The following is a 14,140-nucleotide window of genomic DNA, read 5'->3' on the forward strand; positions in this document are numbered from 1 at the left end:
GGGGCCGCCGGGTCGACCTTGGTGCACTGCCCGGCGGCGACCAGGGTCTTCTCGGCGAAGGCGCCGATGCCCAGGGCCGGGCTGAGCGGCGTGCCATCCTCAAGGGTCATCGGCTGGGTGGCGTTGTGGGTACTGAAGCAGTACCACGGACGGCCCCGGCGACAGGCGCGGCACTGCCCGCAGACCGCCCGCCAGTTCAGGATCACGTAGTCGCCGGGCACGACGTCGGTGACACCCTCCCCGACCGCCTCGACCACCCCGGCGGCCCTCGTGGCCGAGCAGGAACGGGAACTCGTCGTTGATCCCGCCCTCGCGGTAGTGCAGGTCGGTGTGGCACACCCCGCACGCCTGGACGTTCACCACCGCCTCACCCGGACCGGGGTCGGGGACCAGGACGGTCTCCAGCGTCACGGGGGCGCCCTTGCCCCGCGCGATCACTCCGCGGACTTCGTAAGCCATCGGGCTTTGCCTTTCTTCGAGAACAAACGGAAGGGGAAGCGGCCGGGCCGGCCGCTTCCCCTTGGGTGTCGCGCCTCAGCGAGCCGTGAGGTGTTCGTACGCCTGCGCGTAGTTGACCCCGGCGCCGCGCTCGGCCTGCCCCACGAACTCGGCCAGTTCTTCGGGGCCGAACCGGTGCCGGCCGGCCACGGCCCGCTCGATGTCGTCCAGGGCCGCGTTGGCCCTGGCCCGCAGCGCCGCCAGGTCGTGGCCGACGAGCTTGCCGTCGCGCTTTCGCACCTCGCCGTTGACCAGCACGGTGTCGACGTCCGCCGCGGCCGACTGAAGGACCACGGTGGCGGTGGGGTGGCTGGAACGCACGACGTTCCAGCGCGGCTTGACCACGATGACGTCGGCCAGCTTGCCGGGCGTCAGCGAGCCGATCTTGGACTCCAGGCCCATGATCCTGGCGCCGTTGGTGGTGGCCCAGGTGAGCGCGTCGCGGATCTTGAGGTCGACCTGGAGCGGCGAACGCCCCTCGGCGTGCACCGGCAGGGCGTCCATGGCGCGCTGGTGCTGCAGGGCCAGCCTCATCTGGCCGAACAGGTCGCCGGAGCCGCAGATGACGCTGTCGGTGCCGACGCCGGGCGCGATGCCGTGGCGCATGGCCTGGCGGATCGGCAGCAGGCCCATGCCCATCTGGAGCTCGGTCTCCGGCGAGGTGACCACGTGGGCGCCGCTGTCGCCGAGCAGCTTCCACTCCTGCTCGTCCAGACCGTTGCAGTGCACGTGCAGGTGGCCGGGGAGGAGCAGGTTGTGGTCGTCGAGCTCGCGCAGACCGCGCAGCAGGGACGAGCCGGCCGCCGCGCCGGTGTGCGAGGCACCGTGCACGGCCAGTTCGCGGGCCTGGCGGACCTCGGCGGCGGTGTCGTTGAACGGGATGGTGCCGAAGTCGCTGTAGAGCATGCCCATCTGGTACATGTCGTCGTCGCCGGAGAAGTACTCGGCGCGCAGGCGGGCGGCGTCGGCCAGCCGCTCGGCGTGGCTGTGGAAGGCGGGCGGCTGGAAGTCGTAGCGCTGCATGCCGTACGCGTAGACCGAGCGGAGTCCGGCGGCGCGCAGTCCCTCCACGTTGGCGTCGGCGTGGTCGGGGCTGTTGACGCAGTCGGAGCAGTCGAAGATCGACGTGACACCCGTGTCCAGGGCCTCCAGGGAGCCGACCAGCGTGGCGACCCCCATGTCCTCGGCCCGCATGATGGCGCCGGTGGTGTAGAAGGTGTTCGCGATGAACTCCAGCAGGGCCTGGTCGCCGGAGATGCCGCGTAGCAGCGCCAGCCAGGTGTGCCGGTGGCTGTCGATCATGCCGGGCAGGACGTAGCCGTCGGTGGCGTCGATCCGCTCGGCGTCCACGCCTGCCAGTTCGTCCGCCGACCTGGCCACCTGGACGATCCGGTCGTTCTCGATCAGTACGGCGCCGCCGGTGATGTCCCCGAGTTCGGGGTCCATGCTGATGATCAGGCCGCCGGAGATGATGGTGCGCTTCGCACTCATTGGTTACCTCGTCTGCTGGGGGGAGAGCGTGGAGTCCGCGGTGGCCAGCCGCCGCAGTCCGGCCACGGGCATGCGGTGGTTGACGGTGGCCGCCGCGACGGGCACTCCGCCCGACAGCCACTGTAGGACGAGTGCGCGTTCGGCCCGGTCACCGGTGACGACCACCGGTGGCGCGTCGCCCGGGATGGTTCCGCACACCTTGATGGACAGTCCGAACTGCTCGGTCCAGAAGTACGGCCGCGCCTGGTAGGCGGGCGCGGACTTCGAGGTCAGCAGTGTCGTCGCCGCGGCCTTGCCCTGGTCGAGGGCGTTGGTCCACAGCGGGGTTCGCACGGGCCCCGCCGGGGTCGGCAGGAGCACCACGTCTCCGGCGGCGACGACGCCTGGAGCCGCCCACAGCCGGTGGTCGACGAACAGACCGTCCGCGTGGATCAGACCGGAGCCGGCCAGCCATTCGACGTTCGGGAGTTCGCCCGCCGCCGTGACCACCACGTCGGCCGCGACCCGGTGCCCGCCGGACACCACCGCGTGGCCGGCGACGTGCGCGGGTCCGGCCGTCTGGACGAAGCGGACGCCCGTGTCGCGCGCCGCCTCCGTGATCAGCTCGGCCAGGTAGCCGCCGACCTGCCGGCGCATCGGCGGGAGAAAGTCGACCACGGTCACGTCGCGGCCCAGGTCCCGGCAGACGGAGGCGATCTCCATGCCGAGCGGGCCGCCTCCCGCCACCGCGACCGATCCGGAGCCCTTCAGCCGCTCGCGCAGGTCGAGGGCGTCGTCCATGGTCCGCAGCCGCAGCTCGTCTGTCGCGTCCTCGGGCGTCCTGGCGAGGGAGCGCGCCCGTGCACCGGTGGCGATCACCAGGCCGTCGTATCCGGCCTCCTCCCCGGTGGACAGTCGCAGCCGCCGCGCACGCGCGTCGAGCCCGGTCGCCCGAACCCCGAGCCGCAGTTCGACGCCCTCCTCCACGTGGAGGTCGGCCGACGCGGCGTCGCCTCTCCCGAGCAGGATGTCCTTGGACAGCGGCGGCCGGCTGTACGGCGGGCGTTCCTCGGCGGAGTAGAGGGTGATGCGGCCGTCGAATCCGGCGGTGCGAAGCGTGTTGGCCGCCGTCACTCCGGCCTGTGAGCCGCCGACGATCGCGACGTGTCGGAGCGCCGTCACGACACGATCTTCAGCGCCGCCACCGGGCAGACCCCGGCCGCCGCCTTCGCGTCGGCCTCGCGCCTGGCGGGAATCTCCTCCCCTTCGTAGGAGAAGTGCAGGTCACCGGCGTCGTCGAGACGGAAGATGTCGCCGGCGCGCTCCTCGCACATGCCGTGTCCCTCGCACCGGTCGTAGTCGACGATCACTTTCATGGACGTACTCCTTGGATCACCCGGGTGGGCAGCGTGTCGAAAGCGCGCATCAGGTTGTTGACGGTCCTGCGCTCGCCGGAGACCTCGAACCTGGTCACCCGCTGGGCGAGGGCCTTCAGGACGGCCTGCGCCTCCAGGCGGGCCAGCCCCTGCCCCGCGCAGCCGTGCGCGCCGTACCCGAAGCCGACGTGCTCGACGGGGTTGCGGGTCACGTCGAAAACCTCCGGACGTTCCCACTGCCGTTCGTCCCGGTTGGCCGAGGCGAACATCACCAGCACCTGGGCGCCGGCCGGAATCGGCACACCGGCGATCTCGGTGTCGCGCGCCACCCGGCGGCCGAACTGGCGGACGGGGGTCTCGAAGCGGATCACCTCGTTGAACGCCGTCGCCACCAGTGACGGATCGTTCCTGACCAGGTCCCACTGGTCGGGATGCCGGGAGAAGAGCCAGATCGCCGAGCTCAGCCCGGTGACCGTGGTGTCCAGGGAGGGCACAAGGTAGTCGATCATCAAGGAGATCGCCTGTTCCCGGTCGACCCGCCCGTCGTCCATGGCGTCCAGGACGCAGTGCGCCAGGCCACCGGGTCGCGGGGAGCGCTCGGTCACCAGCCGGGAGGCGTACTCGGCCATCCGGCCGGAGACCGCCAACGCGGCCTCGGCGCGCTCGTTGAGCGGGCCGTGGCAGTTGAAGTTCGCGGCGGCCCAGTCGATGAGGTGCTCGCGCCCCTCCTCGGGGATGCCGATGAAGTCCGGCACGATCGCCATGACCATGTCACGGGCCAGGTCGCCCACCGAGTCGAAGGACCCTCGCGCGATCACCCGTTCCACCGCGGCGACGGCGGCCTCCTCGACACGGCCTCTCATCGGCCGCAGCGCCTTCGGCGTCAGCTTGTGCCCGACGAGGCCACGCAGGAACGTGTGGCGTTCACCGTCGCTGGCGAACATGGAGTCGCGCAGGAGTTCGTTGTAGCGCTCGTTGAGCGAGACGCCGCCGCCGGTGCGGAAGGTCTCGTCATCTCCGAGTACGGCCCGCACCTGCGCGTAGCGCGGCAGCGCGTAGACCTCGTGCCGTTCCAGCCACACCACGGGGCCGAGGTCGCGCAGCGCGCGGTAGTGCGGGTACGGATCGAGGATCGCCTCTTCCGTGTACAGGTCCTCGGCATATACGGGGACGATGGCGCACCTCCCTCTCTTCGACGGCTTTGACATCGCTCGACGGCCGCACGGGCCAAGGTCAGAGAACTGGGGGCAGCGGCGGTTCGATGACGCCCGTTCCGACTGCGGACTCCCGCAACACCACCGTGGGGTATGGGGGTCCCTCGATGGTCTCTCGCCGGGCGAGCGCTGACCAATGTCGGTTCCGCTCCGACCTATGACCGTCTCGGCATAGGTCAATCCCGACATAGCTCGGGCGTGATTAGGCATTGGCCGGACACGGGGTTTCGGGGACAGCATCACCTGAACGGCTCAGAACGGGAGAAAGGTGAGCGGTGTCCAGCGCAACACGACATGCCCAGGTCATCGGCGCGGGTCTCGGCGGGCTGACCGCGGCGGCGGCGCTGGCACAGCGCGGCTGGACCGTCCGGTTACACGAGCGCGATCCGGAGATCAGAGCGATCGGCGCCGGCATCTACCTGTGGGGCAACGGGTTGTCGGTCCTGCGCGCCCTGGGCGTGTTCGACGAGGCGGTCGAGGGCGCCCACCTCGGCCCGGTCGCGGAGAGCCGTGACCGGCACGGCCACGTCGTCGAGAGCATCCCGATCAACGGCGAGCACGGGCCTGAGCTCTACACGATCCTGCGCCGGAGGCTGATCGACGCGCTCGCGGGCGCGGCGGTCCGAGCCGGGGTGGAGATCGTCACCGGTTCCACGGCGGTCGCCGCGACGCCGGGCGGCGAGGTGGAGTTCGCCGACGGCACCCGGCGGCGGAGCGACCTGGTCGTCGCGGCCGACGGGGTGAACTCGCGGCTGCGGGACTCGCTCGGCCTGCTGCGCCGACGGGTACGCATGCCGCAGGGCGCGGCACGGATGCTCATCCCGCGCCGCCCCGGCTTCGTCGCCCCGGCGGACGAGGCGAAGTACATCGAGTACTTCTCCGGCAGCCGCCGGATCCTCTACACCCCCTCCAGCGCCGACCGGCTCTACGTCGCGCTGGTCTGCTCCACCGGCGACGAGCACGCCCGGCGGGTCCCGCTCGACAAGGACACCTGGCTCCGGTCGTTCCCCCTGCTGGAGGAACTCATCGGGTGTCTCGACGCGGAAAGCCGCTGGGACCGGTTCGAGTTCCTGGAGCTCAGGCGATGGTCGGCCGGGGTGGTCTCGGTGCTCGGCGACGCCGCGCACGCCCAGCCTCCCTACCTGGGCCAGGGCGGCGGCTGCGCGATGATGAACGCGCTCGGCCTCGCGGAGGCGGTCGCCTTCGGCGAGGGCGACCTGGAGACGCGGCTGCGCCGCTGGGAGGCCGCCGAACGGCCGGTGATCCAGCACACCCAGCGTTTCTCCTATCGGCTCGGCCACCTCAACCCCCTGCCCGACCGCCCGCGTGCGGCTCTCCTGGCCGTGATGAACTGTTCACGCTCGCTCGCCAGGATGCGCATGCGCGCCGCGACCACCATCCCCACCGGTATGAACCGTTTTCCGGCGTGACCGCACGCCGGCGGAAGGAAGATCAATGGAAACCCTGGTCCTCGACGGCAACCCGATCGACTACGACGTCACCGGGACCACCGGTCCCACGCTGGTGCTCGTCAGCGGGTGGTGCCAGGACCACCGGTTGTTCGACCACGTGCTCCCCCTGCTGGCCGAAAACCATCGGGTGATCCGCGCCGACTGGCGCGGGCACGGCGCCGTCCGCTCGGTCGAGGCCGACTTCGGGCCCGCCGAACAGGCCGCCGACGTGATCAAGCTGATGGACGCCCTCGGCGTCGACCGGTTCGTGCCGGTCTCCACCTCGCACGGTGGCTGGGCCAACATGGAGATCACGGACCGGCTGAGCCCCGAGCGGGTGCCCGGTTCCGTCGTCATCGACTGGATCATGGTGGAGGCCTGGCCGGAGTTCGTCCAGGACCTGCGCGACATCCAGGACCCCGAGCTCTGGCTCGCCGGTCGGCAGCGGCTGTTCGACTTCTGGCTCGGCGGCACCGCGCATCCGGCGGTCGCCCGCCACCTCGACGACGAGATGGCCTCCTTCGACTTCGACATGTGGGCCCGTTCCTGCCGGGTCATCGAGAACGCCTACGCGACCTGGGGTTCCCCGCTGCGCAGGATGGCGGCGTTGAAGGTACAGCGGCCGATCGCGCACCTGTTCTCGCAGCCGAGCCTGCCGGACTACGAGGCCGTCCAGCGGGAGTTCGCCTCGGCCAACCCGTGGTTCCGGCCGCACCGCATCCCTGGGCAGACGCACTTCCCGACGCTGGAGTCGCCCGCCGTACTCGCCGGACTCGTCGAGAAGTTCGCCGCCTCGGTCGGCCGGTGAGTCTCGGGCAGGACACCGACCGCGCCTACAACGTGCGGGCGACCGTGCCCGTGCCGGTCTTCGACGAGAACATGCGGCTCTACCGGGCGTGGTCGGAGTCGGCGGTGGACGGGCTGCGCGGTCACCCGGGCCTCGTCTACGACCACGTCAGCGGCGAACGGCTGGACGTCTGGGGCGTCGGCGACCGGCCCCGGCCCGTCTTCGTCTTCGTGCACGGCGGCTACTGGCGGGCCCTGTCCCGCGCCGACTCCGCCTTCATGGCGCGCATGCTGGACGAGCAGGGCATCGCCACCGTCGTGGTCGACTACACGCTCGCGCCACGGGCGACGCTGGAGGAGATCGTCCGCCAGGTCCGCGCGGCCGTGGCCTTCGTCCACCGCGAAGGCGCACGCCACGGGCTCGACCCCGACCGCATCGTCGTCGGCGGCAGTTCGGCCGGTGGGCACCTGACCGGGATGCTCATGCTCGACGACTGGCAGGAGCCGCTCGGCCTGCCCCGGGACGTGGTCAAGGCGGCCCTGCCGATCAGCGGGCTGTTCGACATCAGGCCGCTGGTCCACAGCTTCGCCAACGAGTGGCTCGGGCTCGACGACGCTCGGGCCGCCGCGCTCAGCCCCGCGCTGCGCCTTCCGGTCCGGCGCCCGCCTGCGGTCTTCGCCGTCGCCGAGCACGACGGCTCCGGCTTCGTCGACCAGAACATCCGGTTCCACCAGGCCTGGGGCACCGGCCCCGAGCTGCTGGTCGTGCCGGAGGTCAACCACTACGACATCGTGCTGGAACTCACCCGGCAGGACTCCGCGCTCAGTCGTGCCCTGCTCGGCCTCTTCACCCCCCTTTAGGAGGCTGCATGGACCGCCCGTCCCGCAAATGGTGGATGCTGGCGATCGTCTCCGCCGGATTCGTCGCGATGACGACCAACTGGTTCAACATCGCCGCCGGATTCGGCCAGATCAGCGAGACCTTCCAGTTGGACATCCCCCAGGTCGCCTTACTGATCTCCGTGTTCGTCATCGGCTACGGCGTCTTCCACATCCCGGGTGGGGTGCTGGCGACGCGCATGGGCATGCGCTGGGTACTCGCCCTCGGCCTCACCGTCGAGGGCGCCGCCGTCATCCTCTCCGCCACCGCGAACGACTTCGCCACCCTGCTCGTCTTCCGCGTGCTGTGCGGTGTCGGCGCCTCGGTGTTCGCGGCCGTGGGTGTCGCGGCCGTCAGCGTCTGGTTCCGGAATCGGCACCACGCGCTGGCCCTGGGCGTCACCTCCGCCTGCTTCAGCGTCGGTTCCGCCGCGGGTCTGTACACCTGGCGCGACCTCACCGACGCGTTCGGCTGGCGCACGGCGCTGGTCGCCGGGGGTGCCCTGTGCGTCGTCGTCGGCGTGGTGACCGCCGCCGCCTTCCGGGTCCCCGCCGACGGCGACCACCTGCGTGGCATTCGGCTGACCCGTGCCGCCCTGCGCGAGAGCCTCATGAACCGTGGCATCTGGCTGTACGGCGCCGCCTTCCTCGGTGCCTATGGCGCTTTCATCGCCGGCTCCCAGCTGATCGCCGGCTACGGGCTCGACCAGAGGCACGTCGGCGCCGGCGAGGTGGCCCTGGCCGCCTTCCTCATCGGGATCGCCGGTGTGCCCGGCAGTGTGGCGGGCGGCTGGATCAGCGACCGGCTGTCCAGCCGACGTAACGTCTTCGTCGCGGCGGCCGTGACCGAAGGGGTGTTCGTCCTGCTCGTGCCGCTGAGCGGACCCGGCTGGTTCTGGGTGCCCGCCATGGGTGTCGGCTTCATGTTCAACTTCGCGCTGGCCGTGTGGCAGACCATCCCCGGTGACCGGCCGGGGCTGTCGCAGGAGAACATCGGCACCGCCTTCGGGCTGATGCTGACGATCTCGGCGGTGGGCGGGTTCGCCCTGCCGTACCTGTTCGGCGAGCTCGCCCCCACGGCGGGCTACCCGCTGGCCTGGTCGGCGCTCGGCGTGCTCAGCATCGGTTGCGCGTTCCTGGCCATGCTCAACGGTGAAACCCGACGCACCGGACGGCGGAATCCCCCGCTCCCCACCGCCTCCGACGCCTGACCTTGGCCCTGTCCGCACCGGCTGCTCCTCCTGCCGGTGGGCGCGGAGCCGCCGCGCTCGAACCGGCTTCGCCGAAGGCGCCGTGACCTCGATGGCCGCCGCCCCGCCTTCCGGTTCCTGATCCCGTCCTGCTGAGGCTCAGGGGGCTGCCGTCCGGTGTTCCAGGAGACCTGGCGGATCCGGGACATGTCGCCAAGGGCGTTCGTCACCGTGTCGACCTCCTCTGCTCGGCCCCAGGAAGGCGTCAGTTCGGTCAGGTCGGGGTGGCGTTCGCCATCCAGGCGGCGGGCTCCTCAGCGGTGAGCCGTACCTTCCAGGGGCGGGGCGCCGAACAGGCGGCGGCCGGCCAGGCTCACATAGACCAGCGCCACCAGGACGGGCACCTCGATGAGCGGACCGACCACCCCGGCCAGGGCCTGACCGGAGGTGACGCCGAACACCCCGATGGCCACCGCGATGGCCAGCTCGAAGTTGTTGCCCGCCGCGGTGAACGCCAACGTCGCGGTGCGGTCGTACGGCAGGCCGATCGCCCGCCCGAACAGGAACGAACCGCCCCACATCACGGCGAAGTAGACCAGCAGTGGCAGTGCGATCCGGGCCACGTCGCCGGGCCGTTCGCCGATGGTGTGCCCTTGGAGGGCGAACAGGACGACGATGGTGAACAGCAGGCCGTACAGGGCGACGGGTCCGACCTTGGGCAGGAACCGCTCCTCGTACCACTGGCGGCCCTTCGAGCGCTCGCCGAGCTTGCGGGAGACGTATCCGGCGGCCAGCGGGACGCCCAGGAAGATCAACACGCTTTGCGCGATGTCCCAGGCGGAGATCTGCAGCGCGGCCCCTTCACCGAGACCGAGCCAGCCGGGCAGGATCTGCAGGTAGAACCAGCCCAGCGCGGCGAAGGCGACCACCTGGAAGACGGAGTTGATCGCGACCAGGACGGCGGCGGCCTCCCGGTCGCCGCAGGCCAGGTCGTTCCAGATGAGCACCATGGCGATGCAGCGGGCCAGCCCGACGATGATCAGCCCGGTGCGGTAGGCGGGCAGGTCGGGCAGCAGGGTCCAGGCCAGGGCGAACATCAGCGCCGGGCCGACGACCCAGTTCAGCAGCAGGGAGGACAGGAGCAGGCGGCGGTCGCCGGTGACGGCGCCGAGCCGGTCGTAGCGGACCTTGGCCAGCACCGGGTACATCATCAGCAGCAGTCCCAGGGCGATCGGCAACGAGATCCCGGCGACCTTGACCGCCTCCAGAGCGGCGTTCAGGCCGGGCACCGCCCGCCCGAGCAGCAGCCCTGCCGCCATCGCGACCCCGATCCACACCGGCAGGAACCGGTCCAGCGTCGACAGGGCGCCGATCACCCCCGCCCGCTTCGCCGTGGCGGAATCCGATACACCGGCAGACGATGACGACGAGGGCGAGGTGGGCATGAGGGTTCCTTCGAAGCCGGTCAGGCGGGAGCGGGGACGGTGATCAGGCCGGACAGCTCGGCCAGCGTCTCGGGCACCAGGCGGTAGTACACCCACGAGGCGCGCCGCTCCGAGACCAGCAGGCCGACTTCTTTGAGGACTTTCAGGTGGTGGCTGATGGTGGGCTGGGAGACGTCGAAGGCGCCGGTGATGTCGCACACACACGCCTCGCCACCGGCGTGGCTGGCCACGATCGACAGGATCCGCAGCCGCACCGGATCCCCCAGCGCCTTGAACACCCGGGCCACGGCGGCCGCCTGATCGGCGTTCAACGGCTCGCGCGTCAGCGGCGAACCGCACTCCAACAGTTCCAGCGGCTCCATCGTCTCCCCTTTCGACCACCCCGGCCGTTTATCTATATTGACACCTGTCTATACATAAGCGGTGTGAGCGGCCGGGTCAGCGGTGCGGACCAGGCGCGGATACCGGCACGCCGAGATCGGCCAGCAGGACGCGCACCCGACGCTCGATCTCGTCCCGGATGGGGCGCACCCACTCCGGCCCCTTGCCCATCGGGTCGTCGACCTTCCAGTCCTCATAACGCTTGCCGGGGAAGATCGGGCAGGCGTCCCCGCAGCCCATGGTGACCACGACGTCTGCGGCCTGGACGATCTCCTCGGTCCACGGCTTGGGGAACCCCTTGGAGATGTCGATGCCGACCTCGGCCATGACGGCGATCGCGGTGGGGTTGATCTCGGAGGCGAACTCCGAGCCGCCCGACCAGGCCACGGCGCGCCCACCGGCCAGGTGCTCGAAGAAGCCCAGTGCCATCTGGCTGCGACCGGCGTTGTGCACGCACAGGAACAGCACGATCGGCCGCCCGTCGGAGCGGCCCTCGATGCGGGCCAGGGCGTACAGGCGCTGACGGGCGAAGCGCTCGGCCAGCAGCGGCAGGAAGTCGGCCACCGCGGCCTTGCCGGCGAACCGGTCGTAGCCGGTGTGCAGGAACCGCTCGATCGTCTCGGCGCCGAAGAGGCCGGTGAACTCCTCGCTCAGCCGGCGGGCCGCGGTGGTCAGGGCCAGGTGCTGGTCGATGGTCAGATCGTCGCGCTTGTAGGTACCGGTCACGGCAACGCTCCCTGAACGCCCTCATGGAATCGACGGCTGTCGAATTCGACTTCTGTCGATATTGATGCTCGTCGATTCTAATCGGGGCGAGCGGCACGTGAACAGCCCTGACTCACCTCGCGCTCCCCGACGCGGGCAGCCCGCACCTGGCCGAACTCCCTGCCTGTCCCCTTCCCCCTCCGCCCAGGGCCTTCGGGAGAAGCTCCCGCCCGCAGCACTCCGGCCCCGTACGGCGAAGCGCCAGGGCTTGCGGGCGGGCGAACGACGGCCGCCCTCCAGGCCGGGCAGGGGCAGGTCACCTCCAGATGCGATCCGCAACGCGGCTTGGCCGGGATCTGCGAAATCCTCGGCGGCCACACCGTCCGCGGGGCCGAGGGTGAAACCGGCCGCCGTCGATCCTCGCCCCGTCTGAGGGCCTCCCATGTTCTCGCGGCGGCTCCACCCAGGATTTTCTGAGGCGGCTCTCACCTGGGGCTCTGTCGGGCGGCTGAGGCGGGCGGGAAGAACAAGACTGTTGTCCACGCATTTTCTCGTGCACGGTTGTCGGCGTCCCCACCCCATGCCGGCAGGAGTTCCCGCATGTCCGAAACGGTGCCGCTGCATCTCGCGGGCAACAACGCCCCCGTCGCCGAGGAGGTGACCCTGGAACCGTCCAAGGTCGTCGGCGAGATCCCGGCCGAGCTGGGCGGGCAGTTCTTCCGCAACGGGCCCAACCCGCGCACCGGCTGGTCGCCGCACTCCTTCGCGGGCGACGGCATGATCCACACCATCGCGCTGGAGGGCGGCAGGGCGCGCTGGTACCGCAACCGGTACGTGCGCACGCCGCTCTACGGGAACCCCGGCCGGTCCCGCTTCGCCCTCGCCTTCGACCAGGAGACCGGCCGGATCGACTACCGCGTCACCACCGCCAACACCCACCTGATCACGCACGCGGGCCGGCTGTTCGCCCTGGAGGAGGGCGGCTTCCCGTACGAGGTGACGCCGGACCTCGCAACGATCGGGGCGTACACCTTCGACGGGGCCCTGCGGACCCCGATGACCGCGCACCCGAAGACCTGCCCGATCACCGGTGAGCTGCTGTTCTTCGGCTACCAGCTGCGCCCGCCGTACCTGACCTACTACCGCGCCACGGCCGCCGGCGAAGTGGTGCAGACGCGGGTCGTGGACGTGCCGCGGGCGACAATGACGCACGACTTCGCCATCACCCGCAACCACGTGATCTTCACGGACCTGCCGGTCGTCTTCGACCCCGCCCAGGCGGCTGCGGGCGGGCCGCCGTGGCGCTGGGACGACGCGCACCGCGCCCGGTTCGGCGTGCTGGCGCGTACGGCCGGCGACGACGCGCCCGTACGCTGGTTCGACGTCGTCCCGTGCTACGTGTGGCACACCATGAACGCCTTCGAGGACCCGCGGGGCGACACGATCACCGTCACCGGCACCCGCGTCCCCGCGCTGTGGCACGGCGGCGCCGACGACCTGGAGGGCGGGCTCCCGATCGTGTACCGCTGGACGCTGGACCTGAGGTCGGGCACGGTCACCGAGGAGGCGCTCGACGACGCGCCCAGCGAATACCCTCGTGTGGCCGACTCGATGCTCGGACTGCCCCACCGTTACGGCTACACGACGAGCTTCTCCCTGGACGCCGAGCCTGAGCGGTCGGAGATCTACGCCTACGACCTCACCGGCGGCGGCGAACGGGCGGTGCACCGCCTCCCTCCAGGCCACACCTGCGGCGAGGCCGTCTTCGTGCCCCGGGCCGGGACCGGTGAGAACGAGGGCTTCCTGATGACGTTCGCTCACGACCGTGGCGCCGGTACGAGCTACCTGGCCATCCTGGACGCCGCCGACCTGGCCGCGGCCCCGCTCGCCGAAGTACACGTCCCGGTGCGCGTCCCCGCGGGCTTCCACGGAAACTGGATCCCGGTCTGAGCATCGAGGAGCGCAGACCGGATGCTCGTCCCCGTCCTGGCAGACGGTCCTGCCGATCCCACGGACAGCAGCGTGTGGTCAGCTGATTCCGATGTAGAGCCGGGGTGGCGCGCCAGGCGTTTTCGATGCGGGCATGCCGAGAGGACCGGCGTCAGTCAAGGCCACGTCGCGTTACAGATCACCTCCAGAAGGTGACCACTTTGCATATTTACACGCAAAGTGGTGCAAAAGTCGCGGAACACCGCCCGTTCAGGCGGGGGGTACGGCCCTGGCCGACGGTCGCGCCTGGGCCGTGGCCTTCGGAACCGTCGCGGAGACGGTGGCGACGGCGTGCTGGAGGCCGGTGTGCACGTGCAGGAGGGACAGGACGCCGGTGATCGTCAGCAGGCGCAGCGGAATCGGCTGGAGTTCGGCCAGGTGGAGGCTGCTGCCCTCCCGCTCGGCGGCCATGTGGGCGGCCAGCAGTACCGTCAGGCCGCCGCTGTCCAGGAAGCCCACCCCGCTCATATCCACGATCACCGGCTTGCCCCGCCGCCGGGCCTGGACCAGGGCCGCCTCCAACTGGGCCGAGGTGGTCGCGTCCACCTCGCCGACGACGCACAGCAATGTGGCGTCGAGCAGGTATGTGCTCGTGGTCATCAGACCAGGACGGCATCCGGAATGAGAGGCGGGCATGGCGTGCTCCAACATCGATCCAGCGTCCAGACAACGCGGGAGAACTACCTGACTCCCACCATAATGCCGAAGTATATTTCCGGAAAGACCATTCGGTGTCCGCTGGCGGAAGATCCCCTC

At 70.6% G+C, this 14,140-nt stretch carries 13 protein-coding genes and 1 pseudogene; 5 read left to right on the top strand and 9 right to left on the bottom strand.

The features are described 5' to 3' along the window. From ABT340_RS33660 to ABT340_RS33680, 5 genes and pseudogenes are all read right to left on the bottom strand, one after another. Positions 1-459: pseudogene (locus tag ABT340_RS33660) on the bottom strand (alcohol dehydrogenase catalytic domain-containing protein); the annotation flags it as partial. A gap of 75 nt (positions 460-534) precedes the next feature. Beyond that, the gene (locus ABT340_RS33665; RefSeq protein ID WP_352014925.1) at positions 535-1,989 is read right to left on the bottom strand and encodes an amidohydrolase family protein; all 1,455 of its coding nucleotides are present in this window, start codon (positions 1,987-1,989) and stop codon (positions 535-537) included. Positions 1,990-1,992: 3 nt separating this feature from the next. After that, positions 1,993-3,150 (bottom strand): NAD(P)/FAD-dependent oxidoreductase, encoded by a 1,158-nt coding sequence (locus tag ABT340_RS33670; RefSeq protein WP_352014926.1) that lies wholly within the window; start codon positions 3,148-3,150, stop codon positions 1,993-1,995. Then, positions 3,147-3,344, bottom strand: coding sequence for a ferredoxin (locus tag ABT340_RS33675; protein WP_352014927.1), 198 nt, complete (start codon positions 3,342-3,344; stop codon positions 3,147-3,149). The genes ABT340_RS33670 and ABT340_RS33675 overlap by 4 nt, the downstream gene beginning before the upstream one ends. After that, positions 3,341-4,552: a cytochrome P450 gene (locus ABT340_RS33680; RefSeq protein WP_352014928.1), complete on the bottom strand. Its 1,212-nt coding sequence runs from the start codon at positions 4,550-4,552 to the stop codon at positions 3,341-3,343. Before ABT340_RS33680 ends, ABT340_RS33675 begins: the two co-directional genes overlap by 4 nt. A 281-nt stretch (positions 4,553-4,833) precedes the next feature. Between ABT340_RS33680 and ABT340_RS33685 the strand changes: the two genes are divergently transcribed. The 4 genes from ABT340_RS33685 to ABT340_RS33700 are packed head-to-tail and all read left to right on the top strand — an operon-like array spanning position 4,834 to position 8,885. Next, the gene (locus ABT340_RS33685; RefSeq protein ID WP_352014929.1) at positions 4,834-5,988 is read left to right on the top strand and encodes an FAD-dependent oxidoreductase; all 1,155 of its coding nucleotides are present in this window, start codon (positions 4,834-4,836) and stop codon (positions 5,986-5,988) included. Between the two features lie 25 nt (positions 5,989-6,013). Continuing rightward, the gene (locus ABT340_RS33690) at positions 6,014-6,817 is read left to right on the top strand and encodes an alpha/beta fold hydrolase (RefSeq protein WP_352014930.1); all 804 of its coding nucleotides are present in this window, start codon (positions 6,014-6,016) and stop codon (positions 6,815-6,817) included. Continuing rightward, positions 6,814-7,656 carry an alpha/beta hydrolase gene (locus ABT340_RS33695; protein ID WP_352014931.1) on the top strand — a complete coding sequence of 281 codons (843 nt, stop codon included), beginning with the start codon at positions 6,814-6,816 and terminating at the stop codon, positions 7,654-7,656. The genes ABT340_RS33690 and ABT340_RS33695 overlap by 4 nt, the downstream gene beginning before the upstream one ends. Positions 7,657-7,664: 8 nt before the next feature. Then, entirely contained in the window at positions 7,665-8,885 is a 1,221-nt protein-coding gene (locus ABT340_RS33700) for an MFS transporter (protein WP_352014932.1), read from the top strand. A 293-nt stretch (positions 8,886-9,178) separates the two neighbouring features. Here the strand turns inward: ABT340_RS33700 and arsB are convergent, their stop codons facing one another. The 3 genes from arsB to ABT340_RS33715 form a co-directional block, all read right to left on the bottom strand. Next, positions 9,179-10,309, bottom strand: coding sequence for an ACR3 family arsenite efflux transporter (gene arsB, locus ABT340_RS33705; protein WP_502992565.1), 1,131 nt, complete (start codon positions 10,307-10,309; stop codon positions 9,179-9,181). 20 nt (positions 10,310-10,329) lie between these two features. Continuing rightward, positions 10,330-10,671 (bottom strand): ArsR/SmtB family transcription factor, encoded by a 342-nt coding sequence (locus tag ABT340_RS33710; protein WP_352014934.1) that lies wholly within the window; start codon positions 10,669-10,671, stop codon positions 10,330-10,332. Positions 10,672-10,747: 76 nt separating this feature from the next. Beyond that, on the bottom strand, positions 10,748-11,416 hold the full coding sequence (locus tag ABT340_RS33715; RefSeq protein WP_352014935.1) for an arsenate reductase ArsC: 669 nt from the start codon (positions 11,414-11,416) through the stop codon (positions 10,748-10,750). Positions 11,417-11,995: 579 nt separating this feature from the next. On the opposite strand from ABT340_RS33715, the gene ABT340_RS33720 reads away from it, so the two are divergent. Then, positions 11,996-13,345, top strand: coding sequence for a carotenoid oxygenase family protein (locus ABT340_RS33720; protein WP_352014936.1), 1,350 nt, complete (start codon positions 11,996-11,998; stop codon positions 13,343-13,345). Between the two features lie 249 nt (positions 13,346-13,594). Here ABT340_RS33720 and ABT340_RS33725 read toward each other — a convergent pair whose 3' ends face one another. Next, positions 13,595-13,984: an STAS domain-containing protein gene (locus ABT340_RS33725; RefSeq protein WP_352014937.1), complete on the bottom strand. Its 390-nt coding sequence runs from the start codon at positions 13,982-13,984 to the stop codon at positions 13,595-13,597. Positions 13,985-14,140 lie beyond the last annotated feature (156 nt).

Origin of the sequence: Streptosporangium sp. NPDC000239 (genome assembly GCF_040300765.1) — a bacterium.
GTDB lineage: Bacteria > Actinomycetota > Actinomycetes > Streptosporangiales > Streptosporangiaceae > Streptosporangium.

What these genes read in the sequence shown, in the direction of transcription:
- ABT340_RS33665 (WP_352014925.1), bottom strand. Translation starts at nt 1,989, where the DNA reads ATGAGTGCGAAGCGCACCATCATCTCCGGCGGCCTGATCATCAGCATG.
- ABT340_RS33675 (WP_352014927.1), bottom strand. Translation starts at nt 3,344, where the DNA reads ATGAAAGTGATCGTCGACTACGACCGGTGCGAGGGACACGGCATGTGC.
- ABT340_RS33680 (WP_352014928.1), bottom strand. Translation starts at nt 4,552, where the DNA reads ATGTCAAAGCCGTCGAAGAGAGGGAGGTGCGCCATCGTCCCCGTATAT.
- ABT340_RS33690 (WP_352014930.1), top strand. Translation starts at nt 6,014, where the DNA reads ATGGAAACCCTGGTCCTCGACGGCAACCCGATCGACTACGACGTCACC.
- ABT340_RS33700 (WP_352014932.1), top strand. Translation starts at nt 7,665, where the DNA reads ATGGACCGCCCGTCCCGCAAATGGTGGATGCTGGCGATCGTCTCCGCC.
- arsB (WP_502992565.1), bottom strand. Translation starts at nt 10,309, where the DNA reads ATGCCCACCTCGCCCTCGTCGTCATCGTCTGCCGGTGTATCGGATTCC.
- ABT340_RS33710 (WP_352014934.1), bottom strand. Translation starts at nt 10,671, where the DNA reads ATGGAGCCGCTGGAACTGTTGGAGTGCGGTTCGCCGCTGACGCGCGAG.
- ABT340_RS33720 (WP_352014936.1), top strand. Translation starts at nt 11,996, where the DNA reads ATGTCCGAAACGGTGCCGCTGCATCTCGCGGGCAACAACGCCCCCGTC.
- ABT340_RS33725 (WP_352014937.1), bottom strand. Translation starts at nt 13,984, where the DNA reads ATGACCACGAGCACATACCTGCTCGACGCCACATTGCTGTGCGTCGTC.